The following is a 15,954-nucleotide window of genomic DNA, read 5'->3' as shown; positions in this document are numbered from 1 at the left end:
TCAATCATTCATCAACAAAAAACTATTATATCACTTTTTTATTCATTCATCCATGTCAGGCAGATGCCAATTTATCAAATCATTGGCTTTTCCCTTAATTAAAGTGATAAAAAAGGGTTTTCACCCCTTCACATTATATACATTTTCCTTTTATTAGGTTCTCTTAATTAACATGTAAAAATTCCAGTTCTTCTTCCGTAATCAATACATCCCTGGGCCTTGAACCCCTGGATTCGGAAACTACTCCATGTTGCTCCATCATTTCTATTAGGCGCGATGCACGGTTATAACCGACACGGAAGCGCCTTTGGACACTAGAAGCAGATGCAGCCTGCTGGCTCACGACAAATTCACAGGCCTCGAAAAACAGTTCATCCGCTTCTTCCGTGACTTGGGCCCTGTTCAGCAAGTCTTCCTGCTCGAACAGGTATTTTGGCTGCTGCTCCAGTTTAACATGGTTAACGACCTGGTCGATTTCTTCATCACTAACAAAAGTCCCTTGCAGGCGCACCGTTTTTGAAGAGCCGTTTTCAGCGAATAACATATCTCCTCTTCCCAATAATTTTTCTGCACCGCCGCTATCGATGATCGTACGGGAGTCGACTTGTGAAGAAACCGAAAAAGCGATCCTTGTCGGGATATTTGCCTTGATCAATCCAGTTATGACATCGACTGAAGGTCTTTGAGTGGCTACAATCAAATGGATGCCGCAGGCACGGGCCTTTTGAGCAATCCGGCAAATTGCTTCCTCTACATCAGCCGGGGACATCATCATTAGATCCGCAAGCTCATCGATGATCACCAGGATATAAGGCAGCTTGCTTGAATATTGACCGGCTTTTTCCGCTTGGTCATTAAAGCGGGTGATATCACGGACACCGGCATGTACAAACAATTCATAACGCCGTTCCATCTCCTCTACAGCCCACTTCAACGCAGCCGTAGCGGCTTTTACATCGGTTATGACTGGACTGACCAAATGCGGGATCCGGTTATATGGGGCGAGCTCAACCATTTTCGGATCGATCAACAGCAATTTCAACTCCTGCGGTGTCGCTTTATAAAGCAAGCTTACCAGCATGGTGTTGATACAGACACTTTTCCCCGACCCCGTTTGCCCGGCTATCAATCCATGCGGCATCTTTCTCAAATCGGTGATGATTGGCTGACCGGATATATCGAGCCCTAAGGCCACAGCAAGCGGTGATTCATGCTCTTGAAACTCAGTACTTTCCAAAACCTCCCGCAAAAATACCGGTTTGCTTTTCCTGTTCGGAATCTCGATGCCAATTGTATGTTTACCCGGAATAGGCGCTTCCATCCGCATATCTTGAGCAGCAAGGCTTAGTTTGATGTCATCCATCAGGTTCGTCACTTTATTCACCTTCACTCCCGGTTCCGGATGCACCTCGAAACGGGTTACTGCCGGTCCTTGAGTGACATTGACGACCTTTGCACGGACATTGAAATTTTTCAATGTCTCATCAAGTAATAAAGTCTGTTCCTCGAGCCACACATCATCATGCACAGCATAAGTGGGAGGTGTCAGCAATTCGATATTAGGAAACACATAGTATGGATTTTCATTTTCATCCGCTTCGACAGAGCCAAAAACTGCCGGGATTTCGCCCTTACTGCCTTCTGCCGCTTCCTCTGTATATAATGCTTCTTGATACCCGTGTCCAGAAATCGGGGATTCCTGTTCCAAGAGCGGCTTAGGGTTGGAACCGATGTTGGATTCGACTGTATTTTCAGGCACAGCAGCGACGGTTTCGGAACCAACCTTAGCGTCCGAAAAGGTAAGTGGTATGGCCGGAGTCTGCTCTTTCGGAATAACTCTGCCTTCCTCCTGTTTCCGTTCAGGAATGGCGGTTGGTTTCGCTTGTCCTGCCTCTGTTTGGGCAGCATCATCCATTGGCCGCTTATCAGGTGATACTACTGCCCTTTCCGAATTAAGGCTTTTTTTTTCCGGCATCATTTTATTCATGAAGTCATTTTTTTTCCGATCTTGCTTAAGCATCATCACATTAAATGGGATGTGTTTTTTCGGACGTTTGTGCTGCACTTCAGGTATTGCCTCAGATGGGTCTTCAGGCATTGTCCCTTGACTAACGGATGGTTGATTTGATTGCACAGCAATCTCCCCAGGAACCGATATCGCTTCAGGCGGTGTGTCGTCCGTCTGTTCCATGATGGATACAGCGACTTCGCGTCCAAATTCTACTTCGTCCTGTTCAATAGCCTCTTTTTCCACCGCAGGCTCAATTATGTTGGGCTCGATTACTGCTTGTTCTGGCAGTGTCTCAATGGAATTCCTGCGAAAGAAAGCGGGTATCTCTGAATCTTCCAGTTTTTCTTCCGCTTGTTCCGGTATAAGAACGGATGGTTCTGTCGTCAATTCCTCATGTGACACTTCTTTTGGGATTTCAGGAATCGATGCTGGAATCCCGATATCGGGTTCTTCCTTTTTTAGGACGGGCATTTTGCTTTCTAATTCATATTCGACAATTTCTTCAGAAACGACTGTTTTTTTTTCCGGACGACGGAACCCATAAATGGGTGAAGGGATTTCCGTCGGACGGAATGGAGTATTTGAAGGGACTATTTTTGAGACTTCCTCCCGTTCGAAGTTTCTCCGTTTTGGTTCAGGATCCCTCACAGGCCTTCTTGTTTCTTTGGCCGCGCTCCCCTTTTTTGGTTCATGATCTTCCCTGTTTCTTTCCCTAGGCTTTCTTTTGCTCTGTTCACGATCTGGAATGAGCGGAAACTTGAACTGCCCTTTTGGATATTGAAACAGGATTTTCGTATCAGGGTCTGGCGTCTGCGACATTTTTTCCACTTTTTGATTGTAAACCTTTATTTCTTCTTCCTTTGACTTTGCAAGCTTTGAAAAATCCATTTTCCTTAATGTCTCTTCATCAAGCGGTTCATCTATAATAATCTCTTCAATTTCAATAATTTCCTCTGCTTGGAACCATTTTTTCATCTTATTTAGCCATTTCAAAACTATCACTCTTTCTACATCTGTAGTTATGTAACTAATTCTACCAGTTATTTTAAAAATATCGAGAAAATTTAAGCTAAATTGGGATTAGTATCTATTTTTTTATCGCACTCTTACTAACTTAACGTATTTCGCAGAACTCCTACCCTATTAAACCCCTTCTGGTATGAGTTTAAACCTGCACTTCGTGAAATAACATTAGCCCTTAGTCTACTATTTAAATAAAACACCGCTGTTAAATCGCGTTTACAAAGAGATTAAGTTTTCATGCCGCGCAAGAAGCAGACTGGTCAATTCATTGAAGCATCCTTCACGAAACCTCCGGTGGCATCCTGAAACCCATAAAACACCGTTCGTTAATACCGAACGGTGTTTTGTGGGTTTCTGCACTTTTTTGCAAACAAATATACCAATGGAACTATTCCCATTCATAAAAATCGCATACAACTTGGGCCACTGATTTGGATGCGATCAAAAGGGCATCTTCATCAATGTCGAATTTGGGATGGTGATTGAAATATGCCTTCTCCACCCCTTTTGGTTTGCAGCCAATGTAAAAGAAGCAGCCAGGAATCTTTTCTGCATAATACGAAAAATCCTCTGAACCAGAGAAAACCGGAAATTCCATAACCTTTTTAATATCTTTGTCTTTCATGCTTTCCAGACTATTTTTCACGAATCCAGTCAATTCAGGGTCATTATATAACGGAGGATAATCAGGCACATATGTTAGTTCGCACTGAACATCAAATTCCGTTTCTATCCCTTTAACGATGCGGTGGATTTCCCTATCGATCAGCTGTTGGGTCTCTGCTGTCATATAACGAACATCCCCTTCAATTTCTATACGATCTTTAATGACATTAAAGCTTCCTTTTCCATCGAAGGAGCCGATTGTGACCACGCCCATATCAAAAGGGTTCAAGCGGCGGCTGATCACGGTTTGTACGGCTGTCACGAAATGGGCGCCTGCCACAATGGCATCATTGGCCATATGCGGGGACGAACCATGGCCGCCTACACCCTTAATCGCCAGCTTGAAATAGGTCCGTCCAGCCATCGAATAGCCGCCGTGATACCCGGCAACCCCTGCAGGATGGGACGGAAATAAGTGGATTCCAAAAACGGCATCAAGTTCATCCAAAAACCCTGATTCCATAATGCTCTTTGCTCCACCTGGGGGTGTTTCTTCTGCATGTTGATGGATTATTTTAATCGTACCGGATAGGGAATCTTTAAGCTCATTGATGCAGTCTGCCAGAACCAATAAATAAGCGGTATGCCCATCATGTCCGCAGGCATGCATGACACCTTCATTTTTTGAACGGAACGGGACATCCGCTTCTTCTTTAATCGGCAACGCATCGAAATCCGCACGGAGACCTATCGTTTTCCCAGGTTTTCCGCCTTCGATCGTTACGATGATCCCTAATCCATTTCCTACATTCGTTTGAATCGACATATCCTTACCCTTATAAAAATCAATGATATATTGTGCCGTTTTCTCTTCTTTGAAGGATAGTTCCGGGTTCTCGTGTAAATGACGGCGGATTTGAACCATTTCCCCTTTACGGGCTTCCAGCATGTTCATTAATTTGCTTTTCACGTTCACGTTTATTCTCCCCCTTATTTCAAGTTGAGCATATTAGTAGTTCCATGTTCGCTGCATGCCTTCCGATGCAAAGTGCCAATTAAAAAAGGGCAGAGAAGGATTGCGTAAACTTACCGCTCCCCTTCTCTGTCCTTTTCACCTGAGAGTTTAGCTCCATTTTTGGTCATGGAGATTTCCCCTTTGGTGGCATACTGCTTCCTGCGCACTCTCCAGAGCTGCGTCCAGCTGCGGTTCCATTTACCTGAGAGATTTGCTCCAAGGGATCTTTTTGGGACTTGCTCCTTCAGTGGCTCAATGCTGCACTCTCCCACAACGTTCATCCGCTTGTTCTTTTTATATTCTCAAAATATTCCAATTATATTATCGCCGATTAAAAAATAAATATCAACTCTGAGTTATAAACTCTATTAAACTTTAAAAGGACCGCTGCCAGATGCTGACACGGTCCTTTTGTGATTCATTATTGTTCAGGCTTTTTGTTTTTACCCATAATGAAGATGGGCTCCAACTCATTTTCTTCGTAAAGGAATGATAGAGCCGTTATCGGAACATGACCGCTGGCAAAGAAGCTCATCGCCATTTGCGCAAGAATATCATAGCCCGTATCATTCTTCACATCGGCAATGATGATGACATCCTGATGGGGAATGGCCACAGCCATGGTTCCCTCGATCTTGTCCTTCATTTCCCGAAGCCATGATTCATTTAAAATCCTGCTGGCATCATATCCATCATTCGTGTTCAAAAAATAAAATGCATTACCTGCAACGATATCCGACTTCATTTCAGTGGTGAGGGAACGGGCATTGAATAGGGCAATTTCACGGATCCTGTCACCCTGCCAATTTTCCCGTTGAATCATCTTTTCATCTATAAGACGGTAGGTTTTCCCTAAATCAAGGGCATAAAAAACCCGGGTTTCAGCCGTATGCTCATCGAATAAAAACGGATTTCCTTCTTCGGATTCCATTGGAAAGGAGGTCGAGCGGATGACTGGGAAAATGAATTTCTCCTTGCCTTCCATACTGTGTTCTTCCCCCATCACATTCAGGGCCTCTTCCACGTAATAGGTAATTTCATCGATGGCCTTTTCCTGTACGTTTTCATAGTTAGCAAGCACAGGAGGCAACTCGATGGTAATCCCCTTCCCGGTCTTCACATTTTCCACCCGTAACGTATCTTGCTGGCTATCGAATTTGAATGAGCGATTCTCATCTTTTAAACGCTCCTTCAAGATATTTTTCAGCTTCGTGCTGTCCATTTTCATGACGGACCCTCCTCTTCATTGAAAAATCCCCAGCGAGAAGGGGAAATTGATTATAGTGATTGAATGAATTCCTCAATTTGTTCTTGCGTTTTGCGATCCTTGCTCACAAATCTGCCTAGCTCCTTGCCATTATCATACGCAATGAAACTTGGTATACCGAATACATCATTAGCCGCACACACATCGATGAATTCATCACGGTCCACATAAATGAATGTAAAGTCAGGAAATTTCGTTTCAATCTCCGGCATTATCGGTTCGATTACACGGCAATCTCCACACCATGTTGCTGAAAAAAGAAAGATATGTTTGCCTTCATTTTTAAATGCATCATATTGCTCTACTGTTTGTAATTTTTCCATTTGTATATTCCTCCTGCTCTAAATGACACCTTATTTTTTATAATCCCATCATACCAGAGTCTCCAGGAATCAACCATTAATACGGATCGGTTGAAAGTCACTGGTCCTCTTATTTCTGGGGCACGGATGAAACGATTTCCATCATTTGTTTTGCATCGGTTTTTAATTGGTCTTTATCCGTTTCGGTTGTCAGCTTCACTCCGCCGATCCCCACTGCAAGCTCATACTTTTCTTTCGGTATCTCTTTAATCGAAATAAAGCCGAATTTATCATCGGTTTGAAAAGAATGCAGTACTTCAAATTGATCCTCTTGTTCCTTTATGGCCAAATATAACACGGAGCTGTCTTCTTTTTCATTCGGATTGACAAATAATATATAAATCTTATCACCTTTTTGTAAAATCAAATTATTATCATGTTCTTCCACTACTTTAAAATCGTTTGGCAGATAGACCTGAATTAGGCCTGCCTCTTGATTAGGCTGTTTTTCATCGTCACGAAAAGCCACTTCAGCAGCCTTCATTGCCTTTTCGGTTTGTCTTTCGATACCTGAGCAGCCCACGATCAAGCTGCTTATCAACAGGAAAACAAGAAAATTCTTATTCGATAAAGCCATCGTCATTCCTCCAGCCGTCTCTTTTACTACCATATGGATAATATTATCCTTATTTACGGAATTCATCCATTTTCTAAAAAACATGGTACAATGAAAGCAATTTTATTATCGAGGAGGAAAACAATGAAGTTAATCGTGTATCTTGCTGGGGAGATCCATTCAAATTGGAGAAGCGAGTTGAGAGATAAGGCCGCTGCACTGAAGCTTCCTTTAGAATTCGTCGGCCCGATGGAAAATCATGAACGCTCCGATAATATCGGTGAAGATATCCTCGGGGAACAGCCGAATCCTATCCTGAAGGATGCGGCCGCTTCCCAAATCAATAATTTACGGACAGGTCTTTTGATGAAAAAAGCCGATCTTGTCGTCGCCCTGTTTGGTGAGAAATATAAACAGTGGAATACTGCCATGGACGCAAGCACCGCCGTTTCCCTGGGTAAACCGCTTATTTTGATTCGCCCGGAATCCCATCACCATGCTTTAAAGGAATTATCGGAAAAGGCGAGTGTCACGGTCGAATCCGTGAACCAAGCCATGAAGGTGCTTTCTTATATTTTTGAAGAAGGGCTGTAAATCTCCCTGTCCCTTAACCTTCCAGCTCAAGTATGAAGGATTTTTGTTTACCCAAATAAAAAGCTTGCAGGAGAAAGTTAGATTCCTAACCTCACCTGCAAGCGAAAAACGAATAAATTTTGATGGTTGAACACTATTTCTTTTTAATGGGAATCCAAATTTCGGAGTAATAGTCTGGGTTTGAAGCGTCGTCATTCGTGTATACTTCCAATTCGGGAGTGCCCGCATGTTCATGACCGCTGGTAGGAAACCATTCGGAAAAAATTCGCTTCCAAGCATGTTGGATGCTATCAGGCATAGGTCCGTGAACTTCAAATACAACCCACTTGGAAGCCGGTATCGTAAGGGTCGAAAACTCTTCAGGCGCTTCCCCGGCATACTCTGCACCTATCCAATAATCCATCGTTTCATTTTTTTCCACAGCCCGCTTATCGATACATACACCAAGCAAGCCATTTATTTGGCCATTGTTCAGCTTCGCTAACCTATCTCCTGTTCCATCCGAATTGACTTTCTCCCACAACTTTGGAATCCCGATCAAATTCTCTTCATTGACCAAGGAAAACTCTTGCTTGATTCCAATCAATTGAAAGGAATCTCTTTCAAAGATATTGTATTTCATCGGTTTTGCCCCTTTCAGAATAACCTGTATCATCAGGCGTTCATAGAATTTCAGCTTCCCCATATACTTTCGGGCTTCGCTTGGAGATACCCCATGCTGCCTTCGAAAAGCCTTTGAGAATGCCTCGGGGTTGTCATAGCCGTACTTGTAGGCTAAATCAATGACCTTGCCATTTGTGGATGAAATCTCCTGGGCCGCCAAGGTCAGTCTTCGACGCCGGATATATTCACCAATGGAAATATCCGTTAAAATGGTGAATGTCCGTTGAAAATGAAAAGCTGAAGCATTCGCCTGCCTGGAAATGCTCTCGATTGTCAGGTCCTCCAATAAGTGCTCTTCGATATAGTCGATGGCCTTTTGGATTGATTCAACCCACCCCATATCCGCTCACCCCTTGTCACTATATTAGCAAAGCCGCTCAATAAAACCCTGTCTTATTCTGCTCTGTTTTGGCAGTGTTCGTTTCCATCATTCGAAGCCCGCCTTTCCATGGCAGTGATTCAAAAATCCTGCTTTTTCATTTTCAGCTTATATTCGTATTGACCGGCTAACATCCTCATGATATGAAGGAACATTTCGCCCCTAGTGATTCGCTCATTTGTAAATACGCCGATCGCTCCTTCCTTTTTACTTATATTCTCTTGCCTTGTGAAGGCATCCATCACCGGGCCCAACTCTTCACCGTCCAGCAGCTTCCCGGCAACAATTCCCGGTACCGGGATTCTCGCTCCGGCAGCTACAAAGACCTCGCCGTCCCTCGTGGCCATTGCACCCCAATTGCACAGAAACAGGGCTTGTCCCATTTTCACGACACCGCCTTCAAGTCCGATACCCATATCGGCATCACTGTGAATCAAGCAATTCCGGGCACGTGTCATTGCCCCCTCCATCGTTTCCTCGTCTGAAAAAGGCTGTTCCGGGACCCCGCTCTCCACTTGAAGCGAAATGATTTTAGCATCTTCATATACACCAAGCACGGCACTTATTTTCGCCGGATTCTTACTGCCTACTGCTATTTTCAATATAATTACCTTCCTTCTATGTAAAAAAAAGCTGATGGAAAAGGATTCATGACAGCATCCCTTTCCATTTCAGCTTCCTCCATCAACCGTTTTTTATCAAGGTCTCGAATGTCGTTTTATCACAGGAACGAACCAATTTACCAATCAGTTCTCGTGCAGCGGCATAATCATCAATATGAATCATGGATGCATGTGTATGAATATAGCGGGAACAAATGCCAATCACCCCGCTTGGAATGCCTTCGTTTGCAATATGGACTTGCCCTGCATCCGTGCCGCCTTGGGAAACGAAATATTGATACGGAATTTCATTCGACTCTGCCGTATCAAGGATGAATTCCCTCATGCCGCGATGCGTTACCATCGAACGATCGAAAATGCGTAGCAGTGCCCCTTTTCCAAGCTGACCAAATTCACTTTTACTGCCGGACATATCGTTCGCCGGACTTGCATCCAAAGCGAAGAAAAGATCCGGTTTGATCATATGAGCTGCAGTTTGAGCGCCCCGTAATCCCACTTCCTCCTGGACAGTTGCCCCGGAATATAAGACATTCGGTAACGTTTCACCTTTTAAATCTTTTAACAATTCAATCGCAAGTCCGCAGCCGTAACGATTATCCCACGCTTTTGCGAGAATTTTCTTCTCATTGGCCATCGGCGTGAATGGACAAATCGGTACAATCTGCTGACCTGGCTTAATACCGATCCTCTTAACATCTTCCTTATCATCCGCCCCGATATCAATCAGCATATTTTTGATATCCATTGGTTTTGAGCGTTGCGACTCATCAAGCAAATGAGGCGGAATCGAACCGATGACACCAATGACCGGACCGTTATCAGTTATGATTTCGACTCTTTGGGCCAAAAGCACTTGACTCCACCAGCCTCCTAGGGTCTGAAAGCGGATCATTCCATTTTCCGTTACGGAGGTAACCATGAATCCCACTTCATCCATGTGCCCAGCAACTAGTACAGTCGGACCATCCTCATTGCCTCTTTTTACGCCAAATATTCCGCCAAGGCGATCTTGGACGATTTCATCGGAATACTTTTCCAGCTCACTTTTCATGAAACTCCGAACTGCATGTTCATTTCCCGAGGCTCCCGGTAATTCCGTCAATGTTTTAAAAAGCTCCAAAGTCTCATGATTCATTTTTCTACCCCTAACCTATGTATTGTTTCTTACTATTTTACAGAACTTAGCATCGTGTTACACTAGAAAGTTCTAATTTATCAGTTAATGGGTAAAATTTCAAATTATTAGTCAAATAAAGCGTTCTTCTGTATACTGGAAGAAGTGATTTTAATAAATGCAATGGAGGAGAAATCAATGAATTGGAAAACGTTTTTACTGGGTACTGCAGCAGGGTTTGCTGCGGGCTATGCGACAAAACAACTATTGGATCAATCTAGTAAACCTTCTCCCGATAAAGTCTTGGCCCAAGTGAAGGAAACAGTCAAAAAAGATGGAAATATATATGGCTCATGGATCTTGATGAAGCCGGAAAACTATTCAAAAAATGATTTGGACTATGAAGTGTACAAAGGCGGGATCACCAGAAACACAGAGGGTAAACGCGAGCAATTCGAATTTGTTGCAGATGCCTCAACAGGAACGATATTGGAGCTTAATGCGCAAAATGATTGAAACATAAAAGGAGGGTCGTCAAAATGACGTCCTCCTTTTGCTTTACCGCTTCCGTTTCAATTCGTCTATTATCTCCTTACCCGTTCCATCCCATTTGATGGCACAGTATTGTGCATCATGGTAAAAGCTGTACCAAGACCCATTTTCCAGTCCGGATTTCATCCACTTTTCCTTCGCTTCGATGGAAGTCATCGGATAATCATCATATGCGAGGACCCAGAGGACATTCGCATGGGCATGCGTCGGCATAATATCTGCCATGTGAATCAATCTATCCCCGGCATCCTCAATGATGATGATCGCATGTCCATCACTATGTCCCCCAGTATGGATCATTTTAATACCGTCCGTAATTTCCTGCTCACCTTCAAAAGGACGTACTAGAGAAGCGACAGCCTCCCAGTTTTCTGCCCAATATGTACTTTTTGATCGAATATTCGGGTTTTTCATTTCATCCCATTCAGTTTGGGTCGTAATGATTTCTGCACGCTCGAAAACAGGCACCCAAGTTTCACCATCACGTTTCGTCAAACCGCAGGCATGGTCGAAATGTAGATGGGTCATTAAAATGTAATCGATATCATTTGGCTGAAGCCCAAGTCTGCCAAGATCTTCGACAAGATTGGATTCCTCCGTCACCCCAAAATTCCGTTTCTGCTTGTCATTCAGCTTTCCATTGCCAATACCGGAATCTATAAGCATGTTCAATCCATTAGCCTGCACCAAAATCGGATCCGTTCTTAGTTCGATTTGGTTATTTTCGTTAACAGGATACTTCTTAGACCAAAGCGGCTTCGGTACAACACCGAACATCGCACCGCCATCCAAGTGAGTCACACCGCCATTCAACCATGTTAATTTAATTTCCCCTATTTGCATCTTTTCCATTATACCCCTCCTCTTCCTATAGTTTAACACCCACTTCCATATATTGAAATTGATAACGATCAAGTCATCCTTGTGATAGAAATACACCCGATAAACGATAAAAAACCAGATGCTGTGCACCTGGTTTTTTATCTGTTTATGATTATTGGAACATTGCTTCCAATCTGTATATCCGGTTGCCTTTACTCGAGAACTTTTCTTCATATTCAGTCATGATATTGCCTTCAAAATTGCTGTTATGCAGATCAAGGCTTACATATTTCAAGAGCATGCCGTATTCGGAAATACTCTTCAAGGAAGATTCGAATAACCCTTGGTTATCCGTCTTGAAGTGGATCTCGCCATTGTCTGGCAGGATGCCTTCATATACTTCGAGGAAGGTCTTATACGTTAACCGACGTTTTGCATGACGTGATTTCGGCCACGGATCAGAGAAGTTCAAGTAGACGCGATCCACGTCACCTTTTGCAAAATAATCCCCCAAGTTCGCTGCGTCAACATTCAACAGCTTTAGATTTGGAACATCCGCTTCAATCAGCAAGTCCAATGCAGCTACAATGACGCTTCCATATACTTCAATTCCAATGAAATTCACATCAGGATGGGCTTTTGCCATTTCTGTGATGAATCGGCCTTTGCCCGTACCCACTTCAATATATAACGGATTATCGTTACCGAAAACTTCATGCCATTTACCTTTATGGCTCACTGGCTGCTGAATTACATATTGTGGAAAATCATTCAAACGGTCTTCAGCCCAAGGTTTATTTCTTAAACGCATGATGACACCCCTATTTATAATATAATCGTTCAAACCATACCACGAGTGGATGGATTCCTGCAAGTTGATTTTTTCAGGAAAAATCCTGCATGCACCGACTTAACAAATAAAAAAACTGCCGGCCATCCAGGCGACAGTCTCTGTAGTTTTCATGTATAAAACTTTCCGCAAAACACACCATAAATAAGTGAAGGGCAGGCAAGAACCACCTGAGAATCCCTTGAATCCATATTTAAGAAAGGAGAGGTATTATATGCCGCTTTCCCATGAACATCAAATGTCACTATTGAAAGATATATTGACCAATCATCAATCAGACTGCTGCGGATCCGTTTCTGAATGTGAACAGGTTGAAAGGCTCGTCAAATCCTTAATGATCAATATGGATATAGACAGCAATGTAAAAACGGTACTGACGGAGATTTACGAATACAGCCAGACTGGCATCGGTACCGCCGATTTAGATGCACATATTTCAACCCACCAGAACGACTTGTCCCAGTGGGTGGATGATATAGATCAATTCTGATCAGCCAACCATCAATAATGCTTCCAGTTTTTGCAGTAATTCATTTCTTTCCTCGTACCGCTTTCTGCGATGATGCCATTGGATGGAAAGCACAAGTTGTGAAACCGTGTGCCATTTCATCCTCATCTCCAGGCCTGCGTCTAGCTTCTTGCCGTAGCGGGCAAGCCATTGATTCCATTCTTCCCTTGGGACATATGAATACAGGAGTATGCCGAGGTCAATGGCCGGATCGCCAATGACCGCTCCGTCCCAATCAATCAGGAACAATCCGTCGGTTTCGGTCATGAGCCAATTATTATGGTTCACATCACAATGACAGACGACTTTTTCGTCGCATTCAATCAACAGGAGATTATTCTGTAAAAAATGGATGGCCTGCTTGATAATCGGAATATCCGTAACATCCGAAGATAACCCGGTTTCTATGTCTGTAAGTATACTTTCAGGTCGTAAAGGGGATTTCCCAAGCCTTTTGAGCATGCTTAACAAAGGATCGGATTGATGAATTTTTTGAAGCAGCTTTGCGACTCTTATATTGTTCATTTCCTGCTGAGATAGCTCCCTGCCTTCCATCCAATGCTGGGCCGTAATTACATCCCCGTTTTCCAGGCGTTTTGTCCACATTAACTTTGGAACAATGCCCTCAGCTGAAAGAACAGCTAAAAATGGCGATGAATTTCGTTTAAGGAAGAGCTTCTGCCCCTCTTTCTCGGCAATAAAGGCTTCTCCCGTAGCTCCTCCAGCAGGGGATATATCCCACTCCTGACCTAATAAATGTTCCAACTGGTTCACCTTCGATTTCCTCGCTTAATCATACAAATGTGGGTACGTTCACCTAGTGTATGTATTACCACTACTTTGAGTCCATGTTTTATAAAAAATCCGCCTGCTGGCGAAGCTGCATATATACTTGCATCGGGATGATACCCGCAATTAAAAACATCCTCATTTTAGAGAAATAAAAAAATAGCTATTGAGCAATTAAACAATAGCCATAAATTAAATTTTAGTTGAAAAACGGTTTCTTCGTCAAGTACTATAAAACGATTATACGCATAAAACAAAAACAAATAAATCATTTCATATTTTTGTATCGGTTATCACCCTTGAACATGACGCGCAATTTCTCTTTCAGAACCACTGCAGCTACTTCGTTCCTACCAACAATTTCCCCGTCAGACTGGATTTTTACTGAACCTTGATTCTTCATTTTTATCATTTTACCAGAAAAAGAATCAACATTTTTAATGTTGAGGTGACCGCCCCATAAAACGGTGATGAAGACGGTCAATAATTTCAACAAAGTAATATCATGGACTGCAATCACGTTCAACCTGCCATCATCCACCTTCGAAAATGGTGAAATTTTCATTCCACCTCCAAAGTAGGGCTGGTTCGCAATAACGATGAACCATACCTTTTTCAAAAGATGCCGTTTTCCATCAATGATCAATTCCATGCAGCTGGGCTTGTAAGAAAATAACATTTTTATAAAAATCAACAGATAAATTAATTTACCCGCTCTGACAAAATTAAACCATTTTTTCAGGGGGGCACGGTTTGCTTCATCGGAAATTTCAGCATCAATGCCCATTCCCAGGCTGTTCACAAAATAACCCACCTTGCCATTCGTCTCGAACTGTCCAATATCAATGGTATTAAAGGCATTATCCTGAAATAAGGAAAGGGCTTCTTCCATACTCTCAGTTTTTTGAATGCCCCTTACATAATCATTGCCGGACCCAGCCGCAAGGGAGCCGATGATTGCGTGAGGGAAACCAATGGCGCCATTTATCGTTTCATTTATCGTGCCATCTCCCCCAACAGCAATCACCCGGGTATCCTGATTAGTCCCTGATAGTATTTCCTTCGTCAATCTTAGCGCATGCCCCTTTTCCCGTGTGAAAAACACCTCATGGGGAACAGCTTTTGATTTCAGTATTTCCTCGGCTTTTTTCCAAATCTTTAAACTCTCTTCATTTCCAGCCACTGGATTGACAATGAAATACACCGTTTCATTAAGGTGCGGCATACTCATTTCCTTCTGGTTGGTTATATTCGGCTTCCCATTCAGGTCGCAGGCTGGATGTAGTTTGGCAATATTCAAGCAATGCCTGCGCCCCTTTTAACTGCTGTGCCTTAAGAGGAGACGATATTGCCCGCATCCTTTCAAACCATTCCGGGAAGGTCCGTTTATCCAATATCGTAATATCATAAGGGGCTTCTGGATAATCGACATATCCATTCCGGGATAAAATCACCTTTTTTATCGGCATGTTCACTTCATATAGCTCAAATAACTGGGAAACGATGTTCGTCATCCGATTTGCGCCCAACAAAGGATTGAGCACTTTTTTATCTGGATGCTTATGATGCCTGCGGACCCAGAACCGATCATTCGAACCGATGAATGCAGCGTCTTCTTCCGCTTCCAGAAAAGTGATGCACCAAGCATCAACAGGGGTCAATAAAATGACTTCGACTTCAACAGGCGCATTTTTCAATAGAAAGATAGGTTTATATAATACGAGAAACGTATCCGGAAAACGCTGCAGAAAAAAGCGGAGCCTCTCATCCAAAATGAATGATTGGTCCACAAATGACTTTTCATGAAGCGTCGAACTACCCCACTTCATTTGAAAGCGGAGTAATTGATTTAAATAATTTTGCTTTAATTCATCCAGACTGGCCGGACGGAACGGAAATCTTAATGAAAAAACATTAGCATCTTCATTCTGTGCCGGTATTGGCAGTTCTTCTGCTTCTGCCTCCTGTTTACCTGTCCGGTGGAAGATGCCTTTAACCTTTTTTAACAGGCCCTTCGACTCTTCCTGAGGCGGATCGAATTTGACTTGTGTTTCAGTATGCTCGCTATACAACCGATCTAGCTCGCCCGCATTATAAGCAGCTTTCAATTTATCCCATTGCTGTTTTTTCAAACGTGCAAATTGCGTTGGATAACGATAAATATCCTGCTCATACCGGGAAATATAATCCTGCATCTTTATGAGCTGTGCCATTTGACCA

At 43.0% G+C, this 15,954-nt stretch carries 16 protein-coding genes and 1 riboswitch; of the genes, 3 read left to right on the top strand and 13 right to left on the bottom strand.

The genetic code is table 11. The features are described 5' to 3' along the window. Positions 1-163: 163 nt before the first annotated feature. From ACWF5P_RS02415 to ACWF5P_RS02395, 5 genes are all read right to left on the bottom strand, one after another. Entirely contained in the window at positions 164-3,004 is a 2,841-nt protein-coding gene (locus ACWF5P_RS02415; RefSeq protein ID WP_434167553.1) for a DNA translocase FtsK, read from the bottom strand. Between the two features lie 418 nt (positions 3,005-3,422). Continuing rightward, positions 3,423-4,610 carry an amidohydrolase gene (locus tag ACWF5P_RS02410; protein ID WP_452444624.1) on the bottom strand — a complete coding sequence of 396 codons (1,188 nt, stop codon included), beginning with the start codon at positions 4,608-4,610 and terminating at the stop codon, positions 3,423-3,425. Between the two features lie 122 nt (positions 4,611-4,732). Further along, a riboswitch (glycine riboswitch) is annotated at positions 4,733-4,839 on the bottom strand. A gap of 237 nt (positions 4,840-5,076) precedes the next feature. Then, positions 5,077-5,883 carry a DUF1444 domain-containing protein gene (locus ACWF5P_RS02405; RefSeq protein ID WP_452444555.1) on the bottom strand — a complete coding sequence of 269 codons (807 nt, stop codon included), beginning with the start codon at positions 5,881-5,883 and terminating at the stop codon, positions 5,077-5,079. 50 nt (positions 5,884-5,933) lie between these two features. Continuing rightward, positions 5,934-6,245: a thioredoxin family protein gene (locus ACWF5P_RS02400; protein WP_101222966.1), complete on the bottom strand. Its 312-nt coding sequence runs from the start codon at positions 6,243-6,245 to the stop codon at positions 5,934-5,936. 109 nt (positions 6,246-6,354) lie between these two features. Continuing rightward, a complete protein-coding gene (locus ACWF5P_RS02395) occupies positions 6,355-6,861 on the bottom strand; it encodes a hypothetical protein (protein ID WP_101222967.1) in 507 nt (168 codons plus the stop codon). Positions 6,862-6,984: 123 nt separating this feature from the next. On the opposite strand from ACWF5P_RS02395, the gene ACWF5P_RS02390 reads away from it, so the two are divergent. Continuing rightward, positions 6,985-7,434 (top strand): YtoQ family protein, encoded by a 450-nt coding sequence (locus ACWF5P_RS02390; RefSeq protein ID WP_101222968.1) that lies wholly within the window; start codon positions 6,985-6,987, stop codon positions 7,432-7,434. A gap of 133 nt (positions 7,435-7,567) precedes the next feature. Here ACWF5P_RS02390 and ACWF5P_RS02385 read toward each other — a convergent pair whose 3' ends face one another. The 3 genes from ACWF5P_RS02385 to ACWF5P_RS02375 all read right to left on the bottom strand — a co-directional run bounded on the left by ACWF5P_RS02385 (position 7,568) and on the right by ACWF5P_RS02375 (position 10,234). Next, a complete protein-coding gene (locus tag ACWF5P_RS02385) occupies positions 7,568-8,437 on the bottom strand; it encodes an AraC family transcriptional regulator (protein ID WP_452444554.1) in 870 nt (289 codons plus the stop codon). A 119-nt stretch (positions 8,438-8,556) separates the two neighbouring features. Beyond that, positions 8,557-9,078 (bottom strand): DUF84 family protein, encoded by a 522-nt coding sequence (locus ACWF5P_RS02380; protein WP_434167556.1) that lies wholly within the window; start codon positions 9,076-9,078, stop codon positions 8,557-8,559. An 82-nt stretch (positions 9,079-9,160) separates the two neighbouring features. Beyond that, complete coding sequence (locus ACWF5P_RS02375) at positions 9,161-10,234, bottom strand: M42 family metallopeptidase (RefSeq protein ID WP_053535952.1); 1,074 nt, start codon at positions 10,232-10,234, stop codon at positions 9,161-9,163. Between the two features lie 177 nt (positions 10,235-10,411). On the opposite strand from ACWF5P_RS02375, the gene ACWF5P_RS02370 reads away from it, so the two are divergent. Continuing rightward, positions 10,412-10,729: a PepSY domain-containing protein gene (locus ACWF5P_RS02370; protein WP_101222972.1), complete on the top strand. Its 318-nt coding sequence runs from the start codon at positions 10,412-10,414 to the stop codon at positions 10,727-10,729. 42 nt (positions 10,730-10,771) lie between these two features. Here the strand turns inward: ACWF5P_RS02370 and ACWF5P_RS02365 are convergent, their stop codons facing one another. Both ACWF5P_RS02365 and trmB read right to left on the bottom strand, forming a co-directional pair. After that, on the bottom strand, positions 10,772-11,617 hold the full coding sequence (locus ACWF5P_RS02365) for a YtnP family quorum-quenching lactonase (protein WP_427571704.1): 846 nt from the start codon (positions 11,615-11,617) through the stop codon (positions 10,772-10,774). 142 nt (positions 11,618-11,759) lie between these two features. After that, entirely contained in the window at positions 11,760-12,398 is a 639-nt protein-coding gene (gene trmB / locus ACWF5P_RS02360) for a tRNA (guanosine(46)-N7)-methyltransferase TrmB (RefSeq protein ID WP_101222974.1), read from the bottom strand. Between the two features lie 253 nt (positions 12,399-12,651). Between trmB and ACWF5P_RS02355 the strand changes: the two genes are divergently transcribed. After that, positions 12,652-12,927, top strand: coding sequence for a YtzH-like family protein (locus ACWF5P_RS02355; protein WP_101222975.1), 276 nt, complete (start codon positions 12,652-12,654; stop codon positions 12,925-12,927). Here ACWF5P_RS02355 and ACWF5P_RS02350 read toward each other — a convergent pair whose 3' ends face one another. The 3 genes from ACWF5P_RS02350 to ACWF5P_RS02340 form a co-directional block, all read right to left on the bottom strand. After that, on the bottom strand, positions 12,928-13,710 hold the full coding sequence (locus tag ACWF5P_RS02350; protein WP_063232868.1) for a phosphotransferase family protein: 783 nt from the start codon (positions 13,708-13,710) through the stop codon (positions 12,928-12,930). It lies immediately after the preceding gene. A gap of 292 nt (positions 13,711-14,002) precedes the next feature. Next, positions 14,003-15,034, bottom strand: a complete 1,032-nt coding sequence (locus ACWF5P_RS02345; RefSeq protein ID WP_452444553.1) for a diacylglycerol/lipid kinase family protein — start codon at positions 15,032-15,034, stop codon at positions 14,003-14,005. After that, a complete protein-coding gene (locus ACWF5P_RS02340) occupies positions 14,946-15,947 on the bottom strand; it encodes an NERD domain-containing protein (RefSeq protein WP_434167558.1) in 1,002 nt (333 codons plus the stop codon). The genes ACWF5P_RS02345 and ACWF5P_RS02340 overlap by 89 nt, the downstream gene beginning before the upstream one ends. Positions 15,948-15,954 lie beyond the last annotated feature (7 nt).

This window comes from Peribacillus sp. NPDC055009, from assembly GCF_053608705.1.
This window is presented reverse-complemented; position numbering and strand designations above follow the sequence as displayed.